Here is a 20,611-nt window from a genome sequence, read left to right as displayed (position 1 = left end):
AGCCGGTCAGAAGAGGCGGAACTCGTCGGATTCGATGCCGCGGAGGGTGTTGTAGTCGAGGGTGACGCAGCGGATGCCGCGGTCTTCGGCGAGGGTGCGGGCCTGGGGTTTGATCAGTTGGGCGGCGAAGACGCCGCGGACGGGGGCGAGGAGGGGGTCCCGGTTGAGGAGGTCGAGGTAGCGGGTGAGCTGTTCGACGCCGTCGATCTCGCCGCGGCGTTTGATCTCGACGGCGACGGAGGCGCCGTCGGAGTCGCGGCACATGATGTCGACCGGGCCGATGGCGGTGGGGAACTCGCGGCGGACCAGGGTGTAGCCGTCACCCAGGGTGGTGATGTGTTCGGCGAGGAGTTCCTGCAGGTGGGCCTCGACACCGTCCTTGACCAGGCCCGGCTCGGCGCCCAGCTCGTGCTTGGCGTCGTGCAGGATTTCCTCGATCGTGATGACGAGCTTCTCGCCCGCCTTGTTCTGCACCGTCCACAACCCCGGCTCCTCGGTGAGCCAGCACGGCGGGGTCATCCAGTTCAGCGGCTTGTACGCGCGGTCGTCGGAGTGCACCGACAGCGAACCGTCGGCCTTCACCAGCAGCAAGCGGTTCGCCATCGGCAGGTGGGCGGTGAGCCGACCGGCGTAGTCGACCTGGCAGCGAGCGATCACGAGACGCACCCGGGCAGGTTAGCCCTCTCGGCGGACAGGGCAGGATCCACCCTGTGGAACGCCTCGAATCGACCCGGGTCTACGCGAACGCCTGGATGACCGTCCGCGAGGACCGCATCCGCCGCCCCGACGGCAGCGCTGGCATCTACGGAGTGATCGACAAACCGGACTACGCCCTCGTCATCCCGCTTGACGGCGAACGCCTGATGCTCGTGGAGCAGTACCGCTATCCGTTGGGCGCCCGGCGCTGGGAGTTCCCGCAGGGCACCGCCCCGGACCGCGCGGAACTCGACCCGGCGGAGTTGGCGGCGCGGGAACTCCGTGAGGAAACCGGGCTGCGGGCGGGGTCCATGGTTCGGATCGGGACACTTGACGTCGCGGCGGGGATGTCGAGTCAGCGGGGGCATGTCTACCTGGCCACCGATCTGACTGAGGGGTTGGCCGAGCGTGAACTTGAGGAACAGGACATGCGGGCTGCGTGGTATCCGCGGGCTGCATTCGAGATGATGGTTCGTGCGGGGGAGATTACTGATGCCCAGTCGGTGGCGGCTTATACGCAGCTTCTTTTGCATGAGCATCATCGTTGAGCTTGCATGGGGTGTGAGGGGGCACTGCGCCTCGGGGGACTGCTTGTCGCCTGGCGGCGACGCCGCTGGATGCGCCAGATAATGCGGGGTGCCCGCTGGGGTGAAGTTGTTTTGTTTGGGGCCCCTGTGCGGTGGCCTGGGTAAGGCTAAAAGGCGGGGCCACTGGAAAGCGTGGCCTTACCCGCCGGCCGGCTTAGGCCCCCGCCTCCCCCAAACAAAACAACTCCACCCCAGCGGGCGGTTGGGATCGGCGGGTTCCGAGGCGCGTGGGGTGGGGGTGGCGCTTCGTCGATGAGGGACAGGGGTTTGAGGCGCGCGGGGCGGGCTGGCGACCCTCGTCGATGAGGGGCGGGTTTCGAGGCGCGTGGGGTGGGGTGGTGCTTCGTCGATCTGGGCTGGCTTTTGGGCGCGTGGGGTGGGGGTGGCGCTTCGTCGATGGGGGGCTGGGGTTTTGAGGCGCGCGGGGCGGGCTGGCGGCCTTTGTCGATGTGGGGTGGGTTTCGAGGGGTGCGGTGCTGGGTGGTCGCGGTGTTTCGTCGATGGGGGCTGGGGGGTTGAGGCGCGTGGGGGTGGGGTGGGGGTGGTGCTTCGTCGGTGAGGGGGGTGGGGTGTTGGGGGGCGAGGGGTCTGTCGTGAATGGGGGCTGCGTGATCATGATTGGTCCTCTGTGGTCTGGTTGGGTGACAGTCTCTTGTGGATGGTTGCGCGGGGTGGTCGTGCGCCATACGTCTGGGGGTGGTGGTTACGGGGGGTGGCGGCGTGGGGGGAGCGGGGGGTGACCACTCGACGACGCGGGGGTTGACAGGGGCTATTGGTCTAGTCCATTTTGAGGTGGTCTCGATCACCCTGCACCTGCACTTGCCCCTTTGGAGGCAGCCATGACGTCCCACGCCAAGCGTGCGATCGTCGCCCTGCTGTCCGCCTTGTCGGTCACCGTTGGACTTGTCCTCGCCTTCGCCGGGAGCGCTACCGCGGCCAATCTGGTCACGAACCCCGGGTTTGAGGCGGGCGCGTTGTCCGGCTGGACCTGTTCCGGCGGCGGCAGCATCACCAGCGCGGACAAGCACTCCGGCAGCTACGCGCTGACCGCGGCCCCGGCGGGCTCCGACAACGCGAACTGCTCGCAGTCGGTCACCGTGAACCCCAGCTCGAAGTACACGCTCAGCGCCTGGGTCAAGGGTGCCTACGTCTACCTGGGCGCCCAGGGGACCGGCACGACGGACGTCAGCACCTGGAACCCGACCGGCGGGTCCTGGGTCCAGCTCTCCACCAGCTTCACCACCGGCGCGAACACCAAGTCGGTGACCATCTACCTGCACGGCTGGTACGGCCAACCCGCTTACCTCGCCGACGACGTGAGCCTCGACGGGCCGGGGACGCCGCCGTCGTCGACCACCACCGTCACGACCACGAGCAAGACCACCACCAGCACGACGACCAGCACCACCAGCACGACGTCGAAGACCACGACGACGACCACGACCACCACGCCGGGCAACCCGAACACGTCGCTGCCCAAGCACGTGCTCACCGGCTACTGGCAGAACTTCTACAACGGCGCGAAGGCGTTGACGCTCGCGCAGGTGCCCACCACCTACGACATCATCGCCGTGGCGTTCGCCGACGCGGTCCCCGCGACCCGCGGCGCGGTGGAGTTCAACCTCGACCCGGGCCTGTCCAGCCAACTGGGCGGTTACACCGTCGACCAGTTCAAGGCCGACATCAAGACCGTGCAGGCCCGCGGCCAGAAGGTCATCATCTCGGTCGGCGGCGAGAAGGGCACCATCTACGCCGGTGACTCCTCCTCGGCGGCGGCGTTCGGCAGCAGTGTGTCCACCCTGATCCGCGACTACGGCTTCGACGGCGTCGACATCGACCTGGAGAACGGCGTCAGCGCGCAGTACATGGGCTCGGCGCTGCGGACGATCTACGCCAACGGCGGCAAGATCATCACCTTCGCGCCGCAGACCATCGACGGCCAGTCCACCCAGCAGGCGTACTTCCAACTGGCGCTGGCGGTCAAGGACATCCTGACCATCTGGAACATGCAGTACTACAACTCGGGCACGATGCTCGGCTGCGACCAGCAGGTGTACTCGCAGGGCACGGTCAACTTCCTGACCGCGCTCGCCTGCATCCAACTCCAGGGCGGTCTGCGCGCCGACCAGGTCGGCCTCGGCCTCCCGGCGTCACCCGCCGGGGCGGGTGGCGGCTACCAGTCGCCGTCCAACGTCAACGCGGCGCTCAACTGCCTCGCGCGTGGCACCAACTGCGGCACCTTCAAGCCGTCGACCACGTACCCGGACATCCGGGGCGCGATGACCTGGTCGATCAACCACGACGCCACGGCCGGTTACGGCTTCGCCAACACGGTGGCGCCGTTCCTGAAGACCCTGCCGTAAGTCGGTTGGGACGTGCGCGGCGGGACGAGGGGGCCCGCCGCGCACGTTTCAGTCCGGCCACACCGGGTCGCGTTTCTCCAGGAACGCGGCCATGCCCTCGTTGGCGCCCGGCAGTTGCGAGGCAGCCGCCATGACCTCCAGCGCGATCGCGTAGGCGTCCGCCTCGGGACGGTCCAATTGGGCGTAAACGGTCTGCTTGCCCAGGGATTTCGACGCGGCGCTACCCCGGGTGGCTCGGGCCAGCAAATCCTTGACGGCGTCATCGAGTTGGTCGTCGGGCACGACCTTGTTCACCAGCCCCCAGTCGAGCGCGGTATCGGCGTCAATCGGGTCGCCGGTGAGGACGAGCTCCATCAAACGTTTGCGGCCCACCGACCGCGCGACCGGGACGGCCGGGGTATGGCAGAACCAGCCACCCTTACCGCCAGGCAACGCGAACCCAGCCGACTGACCGGCGACAGCCAAGTCGCAGGTGGCCACAAGCTGACAACCCGCGGCAGTCGCCAGGCCGTGCACCCGGGCGACGACCACCTGCGGCACGGTCTGGATGGTGCGCATCAGCTCGGTGCACAAGCGGAGCAACCCACGCACCCCCAGCAAATCCCGCGCGGCGACATCAGCGAAGTCATGACCGGCCGAGAACACCGGCCCAGCACCCGCGAGCACAATCCCCTTGGCGTCGGAGGTACCCGCGACGCAAAACGCGGCCAGCAACTCGGCAAGGTGCTCAGCGGACAACGCATTCCGCCTGGTCGGACGATTCATGGTGATCCGCACGGTGTCGACGTCGTCGACACCGCGGTCAACCAGGATGTGCTGGTACTCGGCCATACGACCGACCCTAGATGCCCACCGCACACTCTTCCCGCAGGCACACCCCGCGCGCGGCCCGGCCCCCACCCTTCCCGGGGGGCGTCCCCGAGGCCAGTCTACCGGCGGGGCAAGATCGACGGGAGGTGGTGTTGTTGGCTGTGGACAGCCGGGCGGAATGTGGATGACTCGAGCCGGCGAAACACGCGGGCGGGCCGACTTGCCGGCGTGGGGGCCGACCTGCCGGTGTGGGGGCCGCCCCATCGGGAGTCGGCGACGGCTGACGGGTGCTGAAGCACGGTGGTGAGTCGGTTGGCTGAGGTCGCGGGACGGTAGGCCAGGCGGCTGGTCCGCGAGGGTTAGCCTGCGAAGGTGCGGCGGTAGGTGGAGGGGGTGGTGCCGAACTCGGAGCGCATGCGGCGGCGGAGGTTGGTGGGGGTGCCGAGGCCGCTGTGAGCGGCGACGCGGTCGATGGAGAGGTTGGTGGTTTCCAGGAGGAGTTGGGCGCGGCGGAGGCGTTGGAGGAGGAGCCAGCGGCCGGGGGTGTCGCCCATGGTGGCGACGAACGCGCGGTGGAAGGCGCGGGGGCTCATCCGGGTGCGGCCCGCCAGGTCGGGGACGCCGATGGGGTTGGCCAGCGCGGTGAGTGCCCAGTCCACTGTGGACGCTATGTCGCCGCGGTCGGGGCGGGTGGGGAGCGGGGTTTCGACGTACTGGGCTTGGCCGCCTTCGCGCACGGGGGGCATGACGAGGCGGCGGGCGAGGGTGGTGGCGGCGCGCGGGCCGAGGTCGCGGCGGACGAGGTGCAGGCAGAGGTCCAGGCCGCCGACGACGCCCGCGGAGGTCAGGATGTCGTTGTCCTCGGCGAACAGCACGTCGCGGTCGACCTGGACGGACGGGTACAGGGTGGCCAGGTCGTCGAGGAGGGCCCAGTGGGTGGTGGCGCGGCGGCCGTCGAGGAGGCCCGCGGCGGCGAGGGTGAAGGCGCCGGAGCAGAGGGCGGCGACGGTGGCGCCCGCGGCGTGGGCGGCGCGCAGGGCGACGCGGGCCGGGGTGGGGACGGGGGCGCGCGGGTCGACGCGGCCGAGGGCGATGACGAGGTCGCAGTCGGCGAGGGCGGCGAGGCCGTGGGTGGGGGTGACGGACCCGGCGGGGCGCAGGGGCAACAAGCGGGTGGCCGGGGCGCACAGGCGGAACTCGAAGGGGCCCAGGTCGTGCGGGGTCCGGTCGAGGTTCCAGACCTCGTTGACCACGGCGAAGTCGAAGACCCGGGTGCCGGGGAGCAGGAGGACGCCGATCGTGCGCACGACCACGAGTATGCCCGCCCGGAACCCGGCAGGAAAGTATCGCATCGCGCCTTTTCTGCACCTCGTCCGAACGCGTCGGACCGGGCACGGTTGTGGCCATGACGACCACCGCACTCATCCTGATCGACGTCCAGCGCGGGTTCGACGACCCCCGCCTCGGGCCGCGCAACAACCCGGGCGCCGAGGCCAACATCAAGACCCTGCTGGACGCGTGGACCGCCGCCGGTCAGCCCGTCGTGCTGGTGCGGCACGACTCGCTGTTCGAGGACACGCCGCTGACCGTGGGCACGCCCGGGATCCAGTTCAAGCCGGAACTCGACGGGGCGCGGCCGGACCTGATGTTCACCAAGAACGTCAACTCGGCCTTCCACGGCCACATCGACCTGAACGCCTGGCTCACCGGTCGCGGCATCAACCGGATCGCGATCGCGGGCATCCAGACCAACCTGTGCGTGGAGACGACGGCGCGGGTCGGCGGCAACCTCGGCTACGACGTGCACGTGGCGCTGGACGCGACCTTCACCTTCGACCAGGCGGGCCCAGACGGCAGTGTGCTGACCGCGGACGAGCTGTACCGGGCGACCGCGACCAACCTGCACGGCGGCCGGTTCGCCACGGTCGCGAGCACCAAGGACGTCTTGGGGCTGCTGGACTAAGACAAGCCGTGGGCTTCACGCACGACGCGGACGATCTCGGACATGATCTGGGTCATCTCGTAGTCCTTGGGCGTGAAGACGCGCGCCACCCCGCCGGCCCGGAGGGTCTCGGCGTCGTCGGGCGGGATGATGCCGCCCACGACGACCGGGATGTCGCCCGCGCCCGCCGCTCGTAGGCCCTCGACGACGGCGGGCACGGCCGCCAGGTGGGAGCCGGACAGGATGGACAGCCCGACGACGTGCACTCCTTCCTGGACGGCTGCGGACACGATCTGGTCGGCGGTCAACCGGATGCCCTGGTAGACGACCTCGAACCCGGTGTCGCGGGCGCGCACGGCGATCTGCTCGGCGCCGTTGGAGTGCCCGTCGAGACCGGGTTTGCCGACCAGCATCCGCAGCCGCTCGCCCAGTTCGTCGCCGGTGGCCTTGACCTGGTCGCGGACCTCGGCCAGGTGCTCGCCCGCCTCACCCGCCGCCGACGCGCCGGAAACCCCGGTCGGGGCGCGGTATTCGCCGAACACCTCGCGGAGGACGGCGGCCCACTCGCCGGTGGTCACGCCGACCTTGGCGCAGTTCAGGGTCGGCGCCATGAGGTTGGCGTCGGTCTTGGCGGCCGAACGCAGTTCTTCCAACGAGTCCTGCACGGCCTTGTCGTCACGGTTGGCGCGCCACTGGCGGATAGCGTCAACGGCCTCGCGCTCGGCGACAGGGTCAACGGTCTCGATGGCTTTGGCGCCTTCGGATTGCAGCGGGCTCGGCTCCGTGGTGTCGAACTTGTTGACGCCCACGATCACCTCTTGCCCCGCTTCTATCCGACGACGACGCTCGGCGAGGGAAGCAACCATCTGGGTCTTCATATAACCGGACTCGACAGCGGCAACGGCGCCACCCATCGCCTGCACGCGGTCGATCTCGGCGCGCGCGCCGGTCAGGATCTCGTCCACCTTGGCCTGGATGACCGGGGAGCCGTCGAAGATGTCCTCGTACTCCAACAGATCCGTCTCGTAGGCGAGGACCTGCTGCATGCGCAGCGCCCACTGTTGGTCCCACGGGCGCGGTAGCCCCAACGCCTCGTTCCACGCCGGTAGCTGTATCGCGCGCGCCCTTGCCTTGCGCGACAACGACACCGCGAGCATCTCCAAGACGATGCGCTGGACGTTGTTCTCCGGCTGCGCCTCCGTGAGCCCCAACGAGTTGACCTGCACGCCGTAGCGGAAGCGGCGTTGCTTGGGGTCGGTGATGCCGTAGCGGTCGCGGCAGATCTCGTCCCACAGGTCGGTGAACGCGCGCATCTTGCACATCTCTTCGACGAACCGGACTCCGGCGTTGACGAAGAAAGAGATGCGCGCGACGACGTTGCCGAACTCCTCCTCCGGCAACTGCCCGGAGTCGCGAACCGCGTCGAGCACGGCGATGGCCGTGCACATCGAGTACGCGACTTCCTGAACCGGCGTCGCGCCGACCTCCTGCAAGTGGTAGCTGCAGATGTTGATCGGGTTCCAGCGCGGCGCGGTGGCGACGGTGTACGCGACCATGTCGGTGATCAGGCGCAGGCTCGGGCCGGGTGGGAAGACGTAGGTGCCGCGGGACAGGTATTCCTTGATGATGTCGTTCTGCGTCGTGCCCGCGAGCGCGCCGACGCCCCCCTGCTCAGCGCCGTCGGGGTCACCCTGCTCCTCAGCGACGGTGATGTAGAGCGCGAGCAGCCACATGGCGGTCGCGTTGATGGTCATCGAGGTGTTCGCCGTGTCGAGCGGGATGCCGTCGAACAGGGTCCGCATGTCGCCGAGGTGGCTGACCGGGACGCCGACCTTGCCGACCTCGCCGCGGGCGAGTTCGTGGTCGGGGTCGTAGCCGGTCTGGGTGGGCAGGTCGAAGGCCACTGACAGCCCGGTCTGGCCCTTGGCGAGGTTGCGGCGGTACAGCTCGTTGGACTTGGCGGCGGAGGAGTGACCCGCGTAGGTCCGCATGACCCACGGGCGGTCACGCTCGCGGTCTGTCGGGTACGGCACCGTTAACCTCCGTTCACCTGGTCTCCCGAGGGTACTGGGCGGTAACAAGTTTGCCGCCCGTGGAATTGCTCACAGGCGGATGATGTGCGGGTGAACCTGCCCGCGCCGTACCTCCTGCTGGTCGCGCTCCTGGTGGTCGGGGCGCTCGGACTGGTCCTGCGCTGGGCGTTCACCGGCGACGAGCGCGGGCGCGACTACGGCCTGCTCCGCGAGATCGCCAAGGTCCCCAGCCGCACCGCCGCCCAGGTCGTCGAGGAACGCCTGCGCACAGTGGGCGTGCGGGCCACCACCGTCCCGGCCGAGGACGGCGAGGGGCTGCGGGTGCTGGTCTTCCCGGCCGACGAGCGCGCGGCCATCGCCGCCCTGTTGGACGACTGAACACCCGAACGGGCCGCCCCCGAAACACCAGGAGCGGCCCGTTCGGGTGAGGTGGTTACCGGGAGGGGCGGACGACCCCGGCTGAGGTGCCGGTTCGCCGAGTCGGTTCGCCCGCGGCCAGGACCTGGCCGTGGTCGACGAACTCCAGTGCGGCGGCGGCGCCGATCTCGGCCTGGGCGGTGAAGGTGTGGCCGTACGTGGCCAGGCCGGGGTTCCCGGCGATGAACGCGGGCTCGGCGGTCACCGTGGGCGTGTTGCGCTGGCTGGCGCGCGGCGCGGCGACGGCGTCGGGCAAGGACAGGCCGAAGTCGATCCGGTTGACGATGATCTGCAGGACCGTGGTGATGATCGTCGAGCCGCCCGGGGAGCCGACGGCGAACCACGGCTTACCGTGCTTGAGCACGATGGTGGGCGACATGCTCGACCGGGGGCGCTTGCCGCCCGCGGCCAGGTTGGGGTCGGGGGCGGTGCCCTGGGTCGGGGTGAAGTTGAAGTCCGTCAGCTCGTTGTTGAGCAGGAACCCGCGACCGGGGACGACGATCGCGCTGCCGCCGATCTGCTCCAACGTGTTCGTGTAAGAGACGACGCTGCCCCACTTGTCGGCGACGACGAAGTGGTTGGTGTGGACCTCGTGGTCGGCGACTGGCGCAACCGCGGGCGGAGGGGGCGTGCAGCTACCGGGGTTGAGGGGGTTACCGGGCGCGACAGGGGCAACGGCCGCGCGGATCGGGTCGATGCGGCATGCGCGAACAGCGGCGAACGAGTCCGACAGCAACTGCTTCGTGGGCACGTCGACGAACTTGGGGTCGCCCACGTAACGGCCGCGGTCGGCGTAAGCGAGCTTGCTGGCCTCAAGGTAGTAGTGCAGGGCCTGCGTCCGGTCGAGCTTGCTCAGGTCTGTCCGCTCAAGGATGTTGAGGGCCTCACCGACCGTGGTGCCACCCGACGACGACGGGGCGATGCCGTACACGTCCGCGCCGCGGTACTCGATGTGGGTGGGGTCGTGGTCAAGAGCGCGGTAGGCGCGCAGGTCGCCAAGAGCCAGTTTGCCCTTGGGGGGCTTGACGGTCGCGTTGGCGGCCAGCGGCGGGTTCTGCACGGCCTTGGTCAGGTCACGACCGATCGAACCGCTGTAGAAGGCGTCCGTGCCGTGCCGGGCGATCTCGCGGTACGTCTTCGCCAGGTCCGGGTTGCGCAACGTCGAGCCGACCGCGGGCGGGGCGCCGCCGGGCAGGTAGAGGGCGGCGGTGGAGCTGAACTGCTTGAACCGGTCCTTGTTCTGGTCGATCTCCTTGTTCAACTGCGTCGTCACCGGGAAACCGTCCTCGGCGACCTTGATCGCGGGCTGCAGCAGGTCGTCGAGGTCGTAGTGACCCCACCGCTGCAGGGCCCGCTGCCACAGGGCGAGGTTGCCGGGCGTGCCGACGGACAGGCCGCTGGTCACGGCGTCGAAGAAGGCGTACGGCTGGCCGGTCGCCGGGTCGATGAACAGCTTCTCGTCGGCCGTGGACGGCGCCGTCTCCCGGCCGTCGATGGTGGACACCCGGCCGGACCGGGCGTCGTAGTACACGAGGTAGCCGCCACCGCCGAGACCCGCCACGTTGGGGTCGGTCACGCCGAGCACCGCGGCCACCGCCACCGCCGCGTCCGCCGCCGTCCCACCGCGGCGCAGCACGTCAAGACCGGCCAGGGTGGACTGCACCGTGTCGGACACGACCGCGCCGCCGGTCCCCTTGGCCACGGGCACCTTGGGCGGCAACGCGGCGGCGGACGCGGACGGCGCGACCACGACACCGGCCGTGACGGCCAGCATCGAGACCACCGCCGCACCGCGCCCCGCACCGCGCCGAACCCGAAGTCGAGCACGCATCTGGACCTCTTCCCGTTTGATCGCACAGGTGGCCTGAGTTGTACTCGCCACACCGGACCGCCACCGGCAGTTCGCGCGGCGTCACCCGGTGGGACCTGGGGAACGGCGTGGACCGTTCAGGCGGGACGGTTGGATCAGGCGCGCTCGGGGTCGGCGTCCACTCGGCGCACATCGGCGCCCAGGCGCTGCATGTTCTCGACGAAACGGGGATAGCCGCGGTCGATGTGGAAGACGTCCCACACCTCGGTGACGCCGTCCGCGCACAGGCCCGCCAGCACCAGGCCGACCCCGGCCCGGATGTCCGACGCCCACACGGGGGCGCTGGACAGCTTCGGCACCCCCCGCACGACCGCGTGGTGACCGTCGGTGCGGGCGTCCGCGCCCAGCCGGATCATCTCCTCGACGAACCGGAACCGGGCCTCGAACAGGTTCTCGGTGATCATCGACGTGCCGTCGGCGACCGCCGTCAACGCCACCGCGAACGGCTGCAGGTCGGTCGCGAACCCCGGGTACGGCAGGGTCATGAAGTCGACCGACCCCGGCCTGCCGTGCTGGACCACGCGGAACCCGTCGGCGAAGGCCGTGACCTCGGCGCCCGCCATCCGCAGCTTCTCCAGCACCAGGTCGAGGTGGTGCGGGTTGACCCCCTTGACGGTGATGTCGCCCCGGGTCATCACGGCGGCGAACGCCCACGTCGCGCCCACGATCCGGTCGCCGACCACGCGGTGCTCGGTGGGGGCGAGCGAGGTCACGCCGTGCACGGTGAGCGTCGACGTGCCCGCGCCCTCGATCTTGGCGCCCATCTGCTGCAGCATCAGGCACAGGTCGACGATCTCCGGCTCGCGCGCGGCGTTGTCGATCACCGTGGTGCCCTCGGCCAGCACCGCCGCCATCAGGATGTTCTCGGTCGCGCCGACGCTCGGGAAGTCCAGCCAGATCTGCGCCCCGCGCAGCGCCTCGGCGTGCGCGACCACGCACCCGTGCTCGATCTCGCTGCTCGCCCCCAACTGCCGCAGCCCGCTCTGGTGCATGTCCAGCGGCCGCGACCCGATCGCGTCACCACCCGGCAACGCCACCACGGCCCGCCGCAACCGGCCGACCAGCGGACCCAACACACACACCGACGCCCGCAGCTTCCCCATCGACGCCGAGTCGGCGCGGTGGTTCAACTCGGCCGGGGTGGTGATCCGGACCAGACCACCGTCGATGTCGACCGCGCACCCCAGGCTGCGCAGGACGTCGCCCATCAACGGCACGTCCAGGATCTCCGGGCAGTTCGTCAGCGTCGTCGTGCCCTCCGCCAACAACGCCGCCGCCATCAGCTTGAGCACGCTGTTCTTGGCGCCGACCACCTCGACCTCGCCGACCAACCGGGCGCCGCCACGGACCTGGAAATGCTCTGTCACGGGGGCAATGATGCCCCCGCTGTCCGGTTGCCGAACCCCCGGGGCGCCTTTCCCCCTCGCTACCCTGACCCCATGTCCGTACGCATCAACCGCGTCTACACGAAGGTCGGCGACACCGGCACCACCGCCCTCGGCGACGGCAGCCGCGTCCCCAAGACCTCCCCCCGCCTCACCGCCTACGCCGACGTCGACGAGGCCAACTCGACCATCGGCGTCGCCATAGCCCTGGGCGGCTTGTCCGACGAGTTGGTGGACACGCTGCGGACGGTGCAAAACGACCTCTTCGACGTGGGCGCGGACCTGTGCACCCCGGTAGTGCCGGATCCCCCATACCCGCCGTTGCGCATCACGGAGGAGTACGTGACCCGCCTTGAGGGCTGGATCGACTCTTACAACGAACGGGTGGGGAAGCTGACGTCGTTCATCCTGCCTGGAGGTACACCCGGGGCCGCGCTACTACACACAGCGCGCACGGTGACCCGACGGGCCGAACGGGGCGCGTGGGCACTCTTGGAAGCCGAACCCGACACTACGAACATCTTGGCGGCGAAGTACCTGAACCGGTTGTCGGACCTGCTGTTCGTGCTGTCCCGGGTGGCGAACCCGGACGGGGACATCCTGTGGAAGCCGGGCGGCGACCGCTAGATCCGTTCCGCCAACTCGCGGGCGTCACCGGGGTGTGCACTCGCGGCAGACCGGAGCATGCCCAGGTGCTCGTTCAGCCGCTCGGACCTGATCCCGGCGGCCAAGTCAATTACCTGGTTCCCCAGCCGAACCCCCGTTTCCCTGTCGCCGCCGCGTAAGTGACAGGTCGCAAGCTCCGTGAGCCCAAACGCCAGACGCTTGGTTCGGGCTCGGTCCAGGGTTTCGTTCGAGGCCAACAGGGTCTCGATGGCGGCGGCCGCGTGTGTGCGATCGTTCAACGTGAGGATGGTCAACACCCGGCCGCGCTCACTGGCCAACAGGTGCTCATCGAAACCGTCCGGGGGAAGGCCGTCCACCCGACACGAAGCTGCTCGACCTGGTCGGTGTGCGAAGCCTGGAGCAGCCCACGAGCCCACCCCAGTTGGCCGATCACGGCCTCGCGCACAGCCCCGCCACCAAGCTTGTGCTCCCGCGCCCACAAGACCCCCGGTCAAGTCTCGCAGTCACCCCACCTCGGTCGCCCCGACCCGCACGGGCACCGAAGTCGCCCCAGCAGGACCGCTGAACAACGCCAAGTCAGCCCGGTTAGGGCTGCCACCCCAACCGACAGTCCGGCGTGCCGCTGGATCGAAATCGGACTGGCCCAGCGTCAATTCCTCCACCACGAGCCTAAAATCAGGCCGCCGCCCGCAGCCCAGCCCCACCCTTCCCGGGGGGCGTCCCCGGTGCCAGTCTACCGGTTGGGGGAGATCGACAGGGGGCAGCGTCGTGGGCTGTGGGTAGCCGAGGGGAGTGTGGATAACTCTCCAGTCGCAGAGAGTGCGGGATGACTCGAACGTGCCGGCGCGCGGGGGCTGGAACGCGCCGGCCAACAGACCGATGAACTCCCGACGATCCGGCACCGCTGTCACCACCTCGCTACACAGGAATCCGGTCCACCAAGTCCCGCGCATCACCCGGGGGCGCGCTCGCGGCAGACCGGAGCATGCCCAAGTGTTCGTTCAACCGCTCGGACCTGATCCCGGCGGCCAAGTCGACCACCTGATGACCCAGCCGAACACCGGTCTCCCTGTCACCACCGCGTAGGTGACAGGTCGCAAGATCGGTCAGCCCGAACGCCAGGCGCTTGGTTCGGGCTGGGTCCAAGGCCTCATTTGAGGCTGACAGGGTCTCGATGGCGACGGCCGCGTGTGCGCGGTCGTGCAACGTGAGGATGGTCAGCACCCGGCCGCGTTCACTGGCCAACAGGCGCTCGTCGAACCTGTCCGGAGCAGGCGGCCCCGACTGGGCGAGCGCGTCACCGGCCCGGGAAAGGCATTCCACGGCACGAGCGGGGTTGTTCGACTCGGCGTGCGCCCGCGCCTGGTTGCACAACAAGTGGGCGGCCAACTCCCCCGAGCCCACCCGCCTGGCGACGACCATGCCCAACCCCAGCACGTCCTGGGCAGCGTCGTAGTGACCTTGGTGGACCTGCACGCGGCCGATGCTGCCCAACACCAACGCCGTGCGAGCCGGATCATCGGCTTCCTTCGCGGCGACCGCAGCCTGCGCGAGGTACCGCAGGGCGTCACCCGGCAACCCGATGTCGTGGGACGACCACCCGGCCAACCCCAGAAGATCCGACAACACCCGCCGCAGGTCCCGACCCACCTCGTCGGAGTGGCCAGCCTGGAGCAACCCGCGCACCCAACCCAACTGGGCGATCACCGCCTCGCGAACCGCACCACCACCGAGCTTGCGCTCCTGTGCCCACAGCACCCGAACCAGTTCCCGCAACTGCGCCACATCGGTCGCACCAACCCGCGCGGGAACCGGCGTCGCCATGGCGGGACTGCTGAGCAACGCAAAGTCTGCCCCGGTCAGCGCGGCCAACCCAGCCAGCAGACCGATGAACTCTCGACGATCCGGCACCGCTATCACCTCGTCATGGCCACTTGCCCGACCCGCTACACAGGAATCCGTTCCGCCAACTCCCGCGCATCACCAGCGTGCGCGCTCGCGGCAGACCGGAGCATGCCCAGATGTTCCGTCAGCCGCTCAGACCTGATCCCGGCGGCCAAGTCGATTACCTGGTGCCCCAACCGAACACCCGTTTCCCTGTCACCACCGCGTAAGTGACAGGTCGCCAGCTCGGTAAGCCCAAACGCCAGACGCTTGGTTCGGGCCGGGTCCAAGCGTTCGTTCGAGGCTAACAAGGTCTCGATGGCCTCGGTGGCGTACTTGCGATCGTGCACGGTGAGAACCGTCAGCACCCGGCCACGTTCGCTGGCAAGGAGTGTCGGGTTGAAACCGCTTGGCTCGGCAGGCGAGTTGTCGCCCGCGATGGCGTCCTCGGCGCGAGACAGGTAGTCGATCGCCCGGCCGGGTTCACGCGACTCGGCGTGCGCGCGGGCCTGGCTGCACAGAAGCAGCGCCGAGAGCGAACCGGAGCGGACCCGTTCCGCAGCCAGCATGCCCAGGTTGATCGAGTCCCGGGCAGCGTCCGCGTTGCCCAATCGGCTGTACAACCGGCCGATCTGACCCAGCGCCAACGCGGCCCTGGCTGAGTCCTCGGCTTCCTGCGCGGCGACCACCGACTGTCCCAGGTAACGCAGTGCCGCACCCGAGAACCCGACGTCGTGCGACGCCCGACCGGCGAGCGCGAACAGATCCGCCAAGATCACCCGGAGTTCGACCCCGACGTGGTCGGTGTGGGCAGCCTGGAGCAACCCGCGAGCCCAGCCCAACTGGGCGATCACCGCCTCGCGGACCGCACCACCGCCGAGCCTGCGTTCCTGTGCCCACAGCACACTGGTCAGGTCACGCAGTTGGCCAACCTCGGTCGCTCCCACCCGCGCGGGAACCGGCGTTGCCGTGGCGGGATTGCTGAGGAGCACCAGATCTGCCCCGGTCACGGCCGCGCCCATGGCGACTTTGGCCAGTAGGCCCATGAACTCCCGACGATCCGGCACGGTCGTCACCACCCCGTCCACCACATGGTCGCTGTAGGCCAGGCCCAGGTATCCGCGCGGTATGCCGAGCCCGTCGGCGATGCGTTCGAGGACGTCGTAGGCCATGACCTGGCGGCCACGGGCGATGAGGGACACCTCGGGTTGGGCTTGGCCGCTCAGGGCGGCGATCCGGCGCTGGGCGACACCGTGCCGTTTGAGCAGGCGGTAGACCGTGGTGATGTCGCGGCGGCGGAGTGCGGCGCGCATCGTGGGCAGGTCCCAGATCGCCGGGTCCGGTCGGGCGCGCGGGTCACCGCTCATGTACCCACGGTAACAACGGCCTGGGGGTGCAGTCATCCCCGAGATGCGCGAAATATATCCCGGGCATATCGCCGACAATTCGCAGCGTGGTGACACCCGCGTCACGTTGGGCGGGATGAAACCAGTCCTCGGTCTCGCCTGGGCGGGGTCCGGGGCGGCACGCTCAAGCGACCGATCCGGGTGGAGGAAACACCGGCATGACAACCGCGACCTTGTGGGGCGAACTGGCCAGGCTCGGCGACTCGGTGCGGGAGCACACTGAGCGGCACCCGGCGCTGCACGTGGCGAGCGTTGACCTGTTCACCACTGGACGCGGGCGTGGGCGCGCGGAGATCTACGTGTCCGGGCCACGGCCGGTGGCTTGCGCGCGGTTGTTGGCGTGGTGGGAAACCCTGGCGCAGTCGTCACTGTGCCTCCGGGAGGACCCGACCCAGGCGAGGGCCTTGCTGTTCGGCAAGTTGTGGGACGGGACGATCGCCCTGGTCGCGGCGCCGTTGGCGGAACAGGACACCGCGGGGATCGGCGGTGAGCGGACCGGCGAGTGGGTGCTGCACTGGCTGCGGATGCAGGCCCTCAGCTAGGAAGCCCAGGGGAGGCGTTGGCCCGGCGGGGCGCTTTCCATCCACGACAGGAAACCGGTCAGCGCGTCGGGGGCCATCGCGACCTCCAGCGGTGGGACGCCGGGGAGGACGAACTTCAGCACCCGCGACCCGTGCGGCAGGTTGGGCGCCTCCGCGTGCTCCGGTTCGCGGCGGGAGGCGATTTCCAGGCCGTCGCGGTGCAGGACCTGGTCGGGGCCCGCGCGCAGGCTGATGACGCGGAACCAGGCGAAGTCGTCGCCCTGGTAGCGGCCGACGCCCCAGTGCCAGCCCTTGCCGGACTCGTCGACGCGGGTGCGGAGGGCGACGTGGATGCCGCCCGCGCGCAGCAACCGCACGCGGCGGCCGACGAGGGCGAGCAGGACAACCAGGACAACGGCCAGGGCCGTGACAACCACCAGGCTGATGTCCACGGCCGTCCCCCCTGCCCGTCAGGCCGTCATCAGGCCGTGTGTCCGGCGGCCCGCAGGCTGGCGGCGGCCCGGTCGCGTTCTTCCCGGTCGCCGCCGGAGAGGGCGGCGCGGGCGCTGTCGACGTCGATCTCGTGGGAGAGCTCGGCGGACTCGGCGAGGATGCTGACCGAGGTGGCGGTCACCGAGAGGAAACCACCGTGCACGGCGGCGGTGATGGTCTCGCCGTCGGTGGTCACGATCTTGACCACGCCGCCGGGGACGAGCTGGCCGAGGACCGGTTCGTGACCGGGCAGGATCCCGATCTCGCCCTCGGTGGTCTGCGCGACGACGAAGGTGCCGGTGCCCGACCACAGGCGTCGTTCCACGGCGACCAGTTGGACCGACATCTCAGCCACGCGTATCTCCTCACAGCGAGCGGTTGCCACCAGTCTAGTCGCAGACCTGACAACCTCCCCAGGCAGGCCGGTGTCGAAGCAGGTGGAGCACGGCGACACGAGGAGGTGGCCGCGATCAGACCGGACGACGAGTTCGCCCAGTTCGTCGCGCGGCGGTCCACGGCACTGCTGCGCACCGCGTACCTGCTCTGCGCGGGTGACCGGGGCGCGGCGGAGGACCTGCTGCAAGACGTGCTGGAGCGGGTGTACGCCCGCCGCGGCCGGGTGCGCGGGGACCTTGAACCCTACGTGCGGGCCGCGATGGCGAACGCGTCGGCGAACCGGTGGCGGGCGCGGTCGCGCCGCGTGACCGAGGCGCCCCTGGAACTGGCCGACGACCCCGGCGTCGGCGGCCACGAGGGGACCGTGCTCGACCGGGACCGGATCGCCAAGGCCCTGGGACTGCTGCCCGCGCGGGTGCGCGCGGTACTGGTCCTGCGGTTCTTCGACGACCTGTCCGAGGCCGACACCGCGGCGGCACTGGGGGTGTCGCCGGGGACGGTCAAGAGCCAGACCGCCCGGGGCGTGGCGCGGCTGCGCGAACTGCTCGTCGAACCCGACCTGACCCGAGGATGACCATGGACACCACCGAGCTGGCCCGCGCGATGCGGGCGGCCACCGCCGAGATCCGGCCCGATCCGGCGTTCGTCCCGGCGGTGCTGCGCGGGGCGTGGCGACGCAGGCTGCGGCGGCGGATCGCGATCACCGTCGCGCTGACCGCGGTGGTCGCCGCGACCGGCACGCTCACCGTGACGGTGCTGCGCGTGTCCGCCCAGGACGGCCAGGACAACCAGGGCGTCGCCATGGTCACCGACCCCGTGTACGTGACGCCCGCGCGCGGTCAACTCGCGAGCGACGAGACGTTCACCGAGGCGGCCACAGCGGCGTTCAGCAACCAACTGCCGGTCCCGGCGAGCTCCCGGCTCGGGCAACCCCACGTGTACTGGGCGGGCGCCACTGACGCCGGGAAAATCGCTGTCGTCATGCAGCCGGTCCACCAAGCGGGCGAGGCGGGCTGGCGGGGCGAGGGGGTTGTGGGCGTGCTCACCGGCAGCCAACCGAAGCTGGTGGTCGCCACGCGGTTCACCGCCGCGGACCTCGTCACCGGGCTCATGTTCCTCTACGGCCCCGGCGACAAGACCGCCCTTGCCCTGTCCCAAAGCCCAACCGCACCCATGGTGTCCCCGAACTGGATCGTCGCGGACGACAACCGGGGCCGCCGCTACTGGGACCCGATGGTCGACGGCGACGGCGCGTGGTGGACCAGGGTGCCAGACCCGACAGCGGGCCTGCGCGTCGTGGCGGGCGACCCGAACAGCACGTACCAGGAACTCCGGGTCGTACGCGCCGCCAAGTGGCCCGCGGACCCGGTGCAGGCCCCCGTGACCCCGGAACCCGACCCCACGCCGCCGGTCGCCCTCACCTTTCCCGGCACCGACCAAGCCCAACTGGAGGGCGACATCCGGTCGCAACTGACCGACGCGGGCTTCCTCGACCCACTCGCCCGATCGTTCCGCGTCGAGTGCGTGGTCGACGCCGACCTGCCAACCGGCCTGAAGGTCACCGCCGTCGAGATCTCCGGTGACAGCCCCGACCACAACGTGTACCTGGCCGTCCGCGGTGACGGCGGGAACAACACGTGGACGTACGGCAACCCGGTCACCCCGGGCAGCCACCTGCTGGTGCGAGCCCGCCTCCCCGAGGACGCCGGGTGGCTGCTGGCCGCCAGGAACACCCACCTCCGGTACCGAACCGACCCGGACCAACCGTGGCAGGACGCGGGCGACGAGGTCGCCTGGGTCCCCGCCGCGGCCACCCAGGCCGAACTCACCACCGACAACCGGGAACCGGTGGTGGAGAACATCACCTGACACTCTACAAAGGACTGGGGAACCATGCGGATCACCCGGGGAAGGTTGCTGGTCTGCGGCGTGATCACGGTGGCACTGCTCGCCGGGATCACCGTGCTGTGGCCGGACCACGAACCGCCATCCACCTCGAAGACAACCACGACACCACAAGCACCCGCCAAGGGAGACCTGGCAGGCGACCAGGACTTCCTCCAGATCGCCGCGAAAGCGCTCAGCGCCGGGCTGCTGGGGCTCGCACCCGAGATGCTGGGCGGCGACCACCCGCACGTGTACTGGGCAGGTCAAACCGAACGCGGGAAAGTCGCCATCGCGACACAAGCCCTGACCGGTGGCCGAACCGCCGTCGGACTGGTCGTCTCCGACACCCTGACCGACTGGTTCGTCCCGGACCAGGGCAACGGGTACGCCTTCCTGTTCAGCACCGACAGCCGCTACATCATCGCCGTCGGCACCGACCTCAGCGTCTCCCCGGAGTGGACGGTCGGCGACGACGGCAAGAGCACCCGCCAGTGGACACCGATGACCGACCTCGACGACGCCTGGTTCACCCGCCTGGACAACCCACCGATCCCCGACGACCTCCGCGTCATCACCGGCGACCCGAGCAGGGCGACCTACGCCCAACACATTCCCACCCACTACGCCAGACCGGTGCTCCGCGAAACAGAACCGGAAATCCGCACCCTGCAATCAAAACCCGGCCACGTCAACCGCCCCCGCGACGACACGAGCAACTCACCGCCGATCAGCACCAACCTCTACCCCGACCTGGTGGCGGCCTGCCTGGTCGACCCCGTGGCGGGAAGCGTCCAAGTCGGCGCCCAATCCATCGCAGGCCTTCCAAACGGCGGCAGCGCCGTCGCCATCGAAATCCTCACCAACCAAACCGACGGCAGCCGCTACTACGTGGCCATACGGGACAACTCAGCCCGCATCACCCGCTGGCTGGTGGGCAACCCAGTCGACATCACCCAGCCCCTCAGCCTGCACGTAGCCCTACCCGACAACCTCGGCTGGCTCGTAGAAGCCCCCAGCGGCAACCTCCGCTACCGCGACTCCCCCAACACCGACTGGCAAGGCGCAGGCTACGACCTTGCCCTCCTCCCACCCACCGCCACCGAAGTCGAAGTCCTCGCCTGGGACGTCATCCGCACCCAAGAACTGAACTGAGCCGACCACCACAACAAACCATCGCCACCCCCGGAAACCGTCGTGCGGTGAAGCACCACGATCAACCGGCACCGCACCCCTCGAAACCGGACACAAATCGACGAAGCCCACCAACCAGCACCGCGCGCCTCGGGACCCGCCGA

Annotated in this window: 19 protein-coding genes; 9 read left to right on the top strand and 10 right to left on the bottom strand. The window is 69.7% G+C overall.

What is annotated here, in order from left to right; translation table 11 throughout:
* Positions 1-6 precede the first annotated feature (6 nt).
* Positions 7-666 carry an endonuclease NucS gene (gene nucS, locus H504_RS0102215; RefSeq protein WP_035303078.1) on the bottom strand — a complete coding sequence of 220 codons (660 nt, stop codon included), beginning with the start codon at positions 664-666 and terminating at the stop codon, positions 7-9.
* A gap of 35 nt (positions 667-701) precedes the next feature.
* Here nucS and H504_RS0102210 point away from each other — a divergent pair, with 35 nt between their 5' ends.
* Positions 702-1,244 (top strand): NUDIX domain-containing protein, encoded by a 543-nt coding sequence (locus H504_RS0102210; RefSeq protein ID WP_035303076.1) that lies wholly within the window; start codon positions 702-704, stop codon positions 1,242-1,244.
* 878 nt (positions 1,245-2,122) lie between these two features.
* On the top strand, positions 2,123-3,646 hold the full coding sequence (locus H504_RS0102205) for a chitinase (protein WP_026421416.1): 1,524 nt from the start codon (positions 2,123-2,125) through the stop codon (positions 3,644-3,646).
* 48 nt (positions 3,647-3,694) lie between these two features.
* Here H504_RS0102205 and H504_RS0102200 read toward each other — a convergent pair whose 3' ends face one another.
* A complete protein-coding gene (locus H504_RS0102200) occupies positions 3,695-4,477 on the bottom strand; it encodes an enoyl-CoA hydratase-related protein (protein ID WP_026421415.1) in 783 nt (260 codons plus the stop codon).
* A gap of 338 nt (positions 4,478-4,815) precedes the next feature.
* Positions 4,816-5,763, bottom strand: a complete 948-nt coding sequence (locus H504_RS0102195; protein ID WP_026421414.1) for a GlxA family transcriptional regulator — start codon at positions 5,761-5,763, stop codon at positions 4,816-4,818.
* Between the two features lie 98 nt (positions 5,764-5,861).
* Here H504_RS0102195 and H504_RS0102190 point away from each other — a divergent pair, with 98 nt between their 5' ends.
* A complete protein-coding gene (locus tag H504_RS0102190; protein ID WP_026421413.1) occupies positions 5,862-6,419 on the top strand; it encodes a cysteine hydrolase family protein in 558 nt (185 codons plus the stop codon).
* On the opposite strand, the gene H504_RS0102185 is transcribed toward H504_RS0102190, so the two are convergent.
* The gene (locus tag H504_RS0102185) at positions 6,416-8,431 is read right to left on the bottom strand and encodes a protein meaA (RefSeq protein WP_026421412.1); all 2,016 of its coding nucleotides are present in this window, start codon (positions 8,429-8,431) and stop codon (positions 6,416-6,418) included. The two genes, H504_RS0102190 and H504_RS0102185, sit on opposite strands and share 4 nt — an antisense overlap.
* 90 nt (positions 8,432-8,521) lie before the next feature.
* Here H504_RS0102185 and H504_RS0102180 point away from each other — a divergent pair, with 90 nt between their 5' ends.
* Positions 8,522-8,809, top strand: a complete 288-nt coding sequence (locus H504_RS0102180; protein WP_035303074.1) for a hypothetical protein — start codon at positions 8,522-8,524, stop codon at positions 8,807-8,809.
* A gap of 55 nt (positions 8,810-8,864) precedes the next feature.
* Here the strand turns inward: H504_RS0102180 and ggt are convergent, their stop codons facing one another.
* Entirely contained in the window at positions 8,865-10,622 is a 1,758-nt protein-coding gene (gene ggt, locus H504_RS0102175; RefSeq protein WP_035303073.1) for a gamma-glutamyltransferase, read from the bottom strand.
* A gap of 191 nt (positions 10,623-10,813) precedes the next feature.
* Entirely contained in the window at positions 10,814-12,085 is a 1,272-nt protein-coding gene (murA, locus tag H504_RS0102170) for a UDP-N-acetylglucosamine 1-carboxyvinyltransferase (protein ID WP_026421409.1), read from the bottom strand.
* A gap of 72 nt (positions 12,086-12,157) precedes the next feature.
* Between murA and H504_RS0102165 the strand changes: the two genes are divergently transcribed.
* Complete coding sequence (locus H504_RS0102165; protein WP_026421408.1) at positions 12,158-12,730, top strand: cob(I)yrinic acid a,c-diamide adenosyltransferase; 573 nt, start codon at positions 12,158-12,160, stop codon at positions 12,728-12,730.
* A 918-nt stretch (positions 12,731-13,648) separates the two neighbouring features.
* On the opposite strand, the gene H504_RS0102155 is transcribed toward H504_RS0102165, so the two are convergent.
* Complete coding sequence (locus H504_RS0102155) at positions 13,649-14,641, bottom strand: NsdA family TPR-like regulatory protein (protein WP_026421406.1); 993 nt, start codon at positions 14,639-14,641, stop codon at positions 13,649-13,651.
* A 35-nt stretch (positions 14,642-14,676) separates the two neighbouring features.
* Positions 14,677-15,981, bottom strand: a complete 1,305-nt coding sequence (locus tag H504_RS32940) for a helix-turn-helix domain-containing protein (protein ID WP_051385413.1) — start codon at positions 15,979-15,981, stop codon at positions 14,677-14,679.
* A gap of 197 nt (positions 15,982-16,178) precedes the next feature.
* Between H504_RS32940 and H504_RS0102145 the strand changes: the two genes are divergently transcribed.
* The gene (locus H504_RS0102145) at positions 16,179-16,562 is read left to right on the top strand and encodes a hypothetical protein (protein WP_026421405.1); all 384 of its coding nucleotides are present in this window, start codon (positions 16,179-16,181) and stop codon (positions 16,560-16,562) included.
* Here H504_RS0102145 and H504_RS0102140 read toward each other — a convergent pair.
* A complete protein-coding gene (locus H504_RS0102140; RefSeq protein ID WP_026421404.1) occupies positions 16,559-16,993 on the bottom strand; it encodes a DUF2550 domain-containing protein in 435 nt (144 codons plus the stop codon). The two genes, H504_RS0102145 and H504_RS0102140, sit on opposite strands and share 4 nt — an antisense overlap.
* Positions 16,994-17,022: 29 nt before the next feature.
* On the bottom strand, positions 17,023-17,388 hold the full coding sequence (locus H504_RS0102135; protein WP_026421403.1) for a F0F1 ATP synthase subunit epsilon: 366 nt from the start codon (positions 17,386-17,388) through the stop codon (positions 17,023-17,025).
* 105 nt (positions 17,389-17,493) lie between these two features.
* Here H504_RS0102135 and H504_RS0102130 point away from each other — a divergent pair, with 105 nt between their 5' ends.
* Genes H504_RS0102130 through H504_RS0102120 form a run of 3 tightly spaced genes read left to right on the top strand, consistent with a single transcriptional unit; the run spans position 17,494 to position 20,468 of the window.
* Positions 17,494-18,003, top strand: coding sequence for a SigE family RNA polymerase sigma factor (locus H504_RS0102130; protein ID WP_026421402.1), 510 nt, complete (start codon positions 17,494-17,496; stop codon positions 18,001-18,003).
* Positions 18,004-18,005: 2 nt separating this feature from the next.
* Positions 18,006-19,298: a hypothetical protein gene (locus H504_RS0102125; protein WP_026421401.1), complete on the top strand. Its 1,293-nt coding sequence runs from the start codon at positions 18,006-18,008 to the stop codon at positions 19,296-19,298.
* A 24-nt stretch (positions 19,299-19,322) separates the two neighbouring features.
* Positions 19,323-20,468 carry a hypothetical protein gene (locus tag H504_RS0102120; RefSeq protein WP_026421400.1) on the top strand — a complete coding sequence of 382 codons (1,146 nt, stop codon included), beginning with the start codon at positions 19,323-19,325 and terminating at the stop codon, positions 20,466-20,468.
* The last annotated feature ends 143 nt before the right edge of the window (positions 20,469-20,611 follow it).

Origin of the sequence: Actinokineospora inagensis DSM 44258 (assembly GCF_000482865.1) — a bacterium.
GTDB lineage: Bacteria > Actinomycetota > Actinomycetes > Mycobacteriales > Pseudonocardiaceae > Actinokineospora > Actinokineospora inagensis.
Note: the sequence above shows the minus strand (reverse complement) of the source record. Positions and strands in the feature narration are given on the sequence as shown.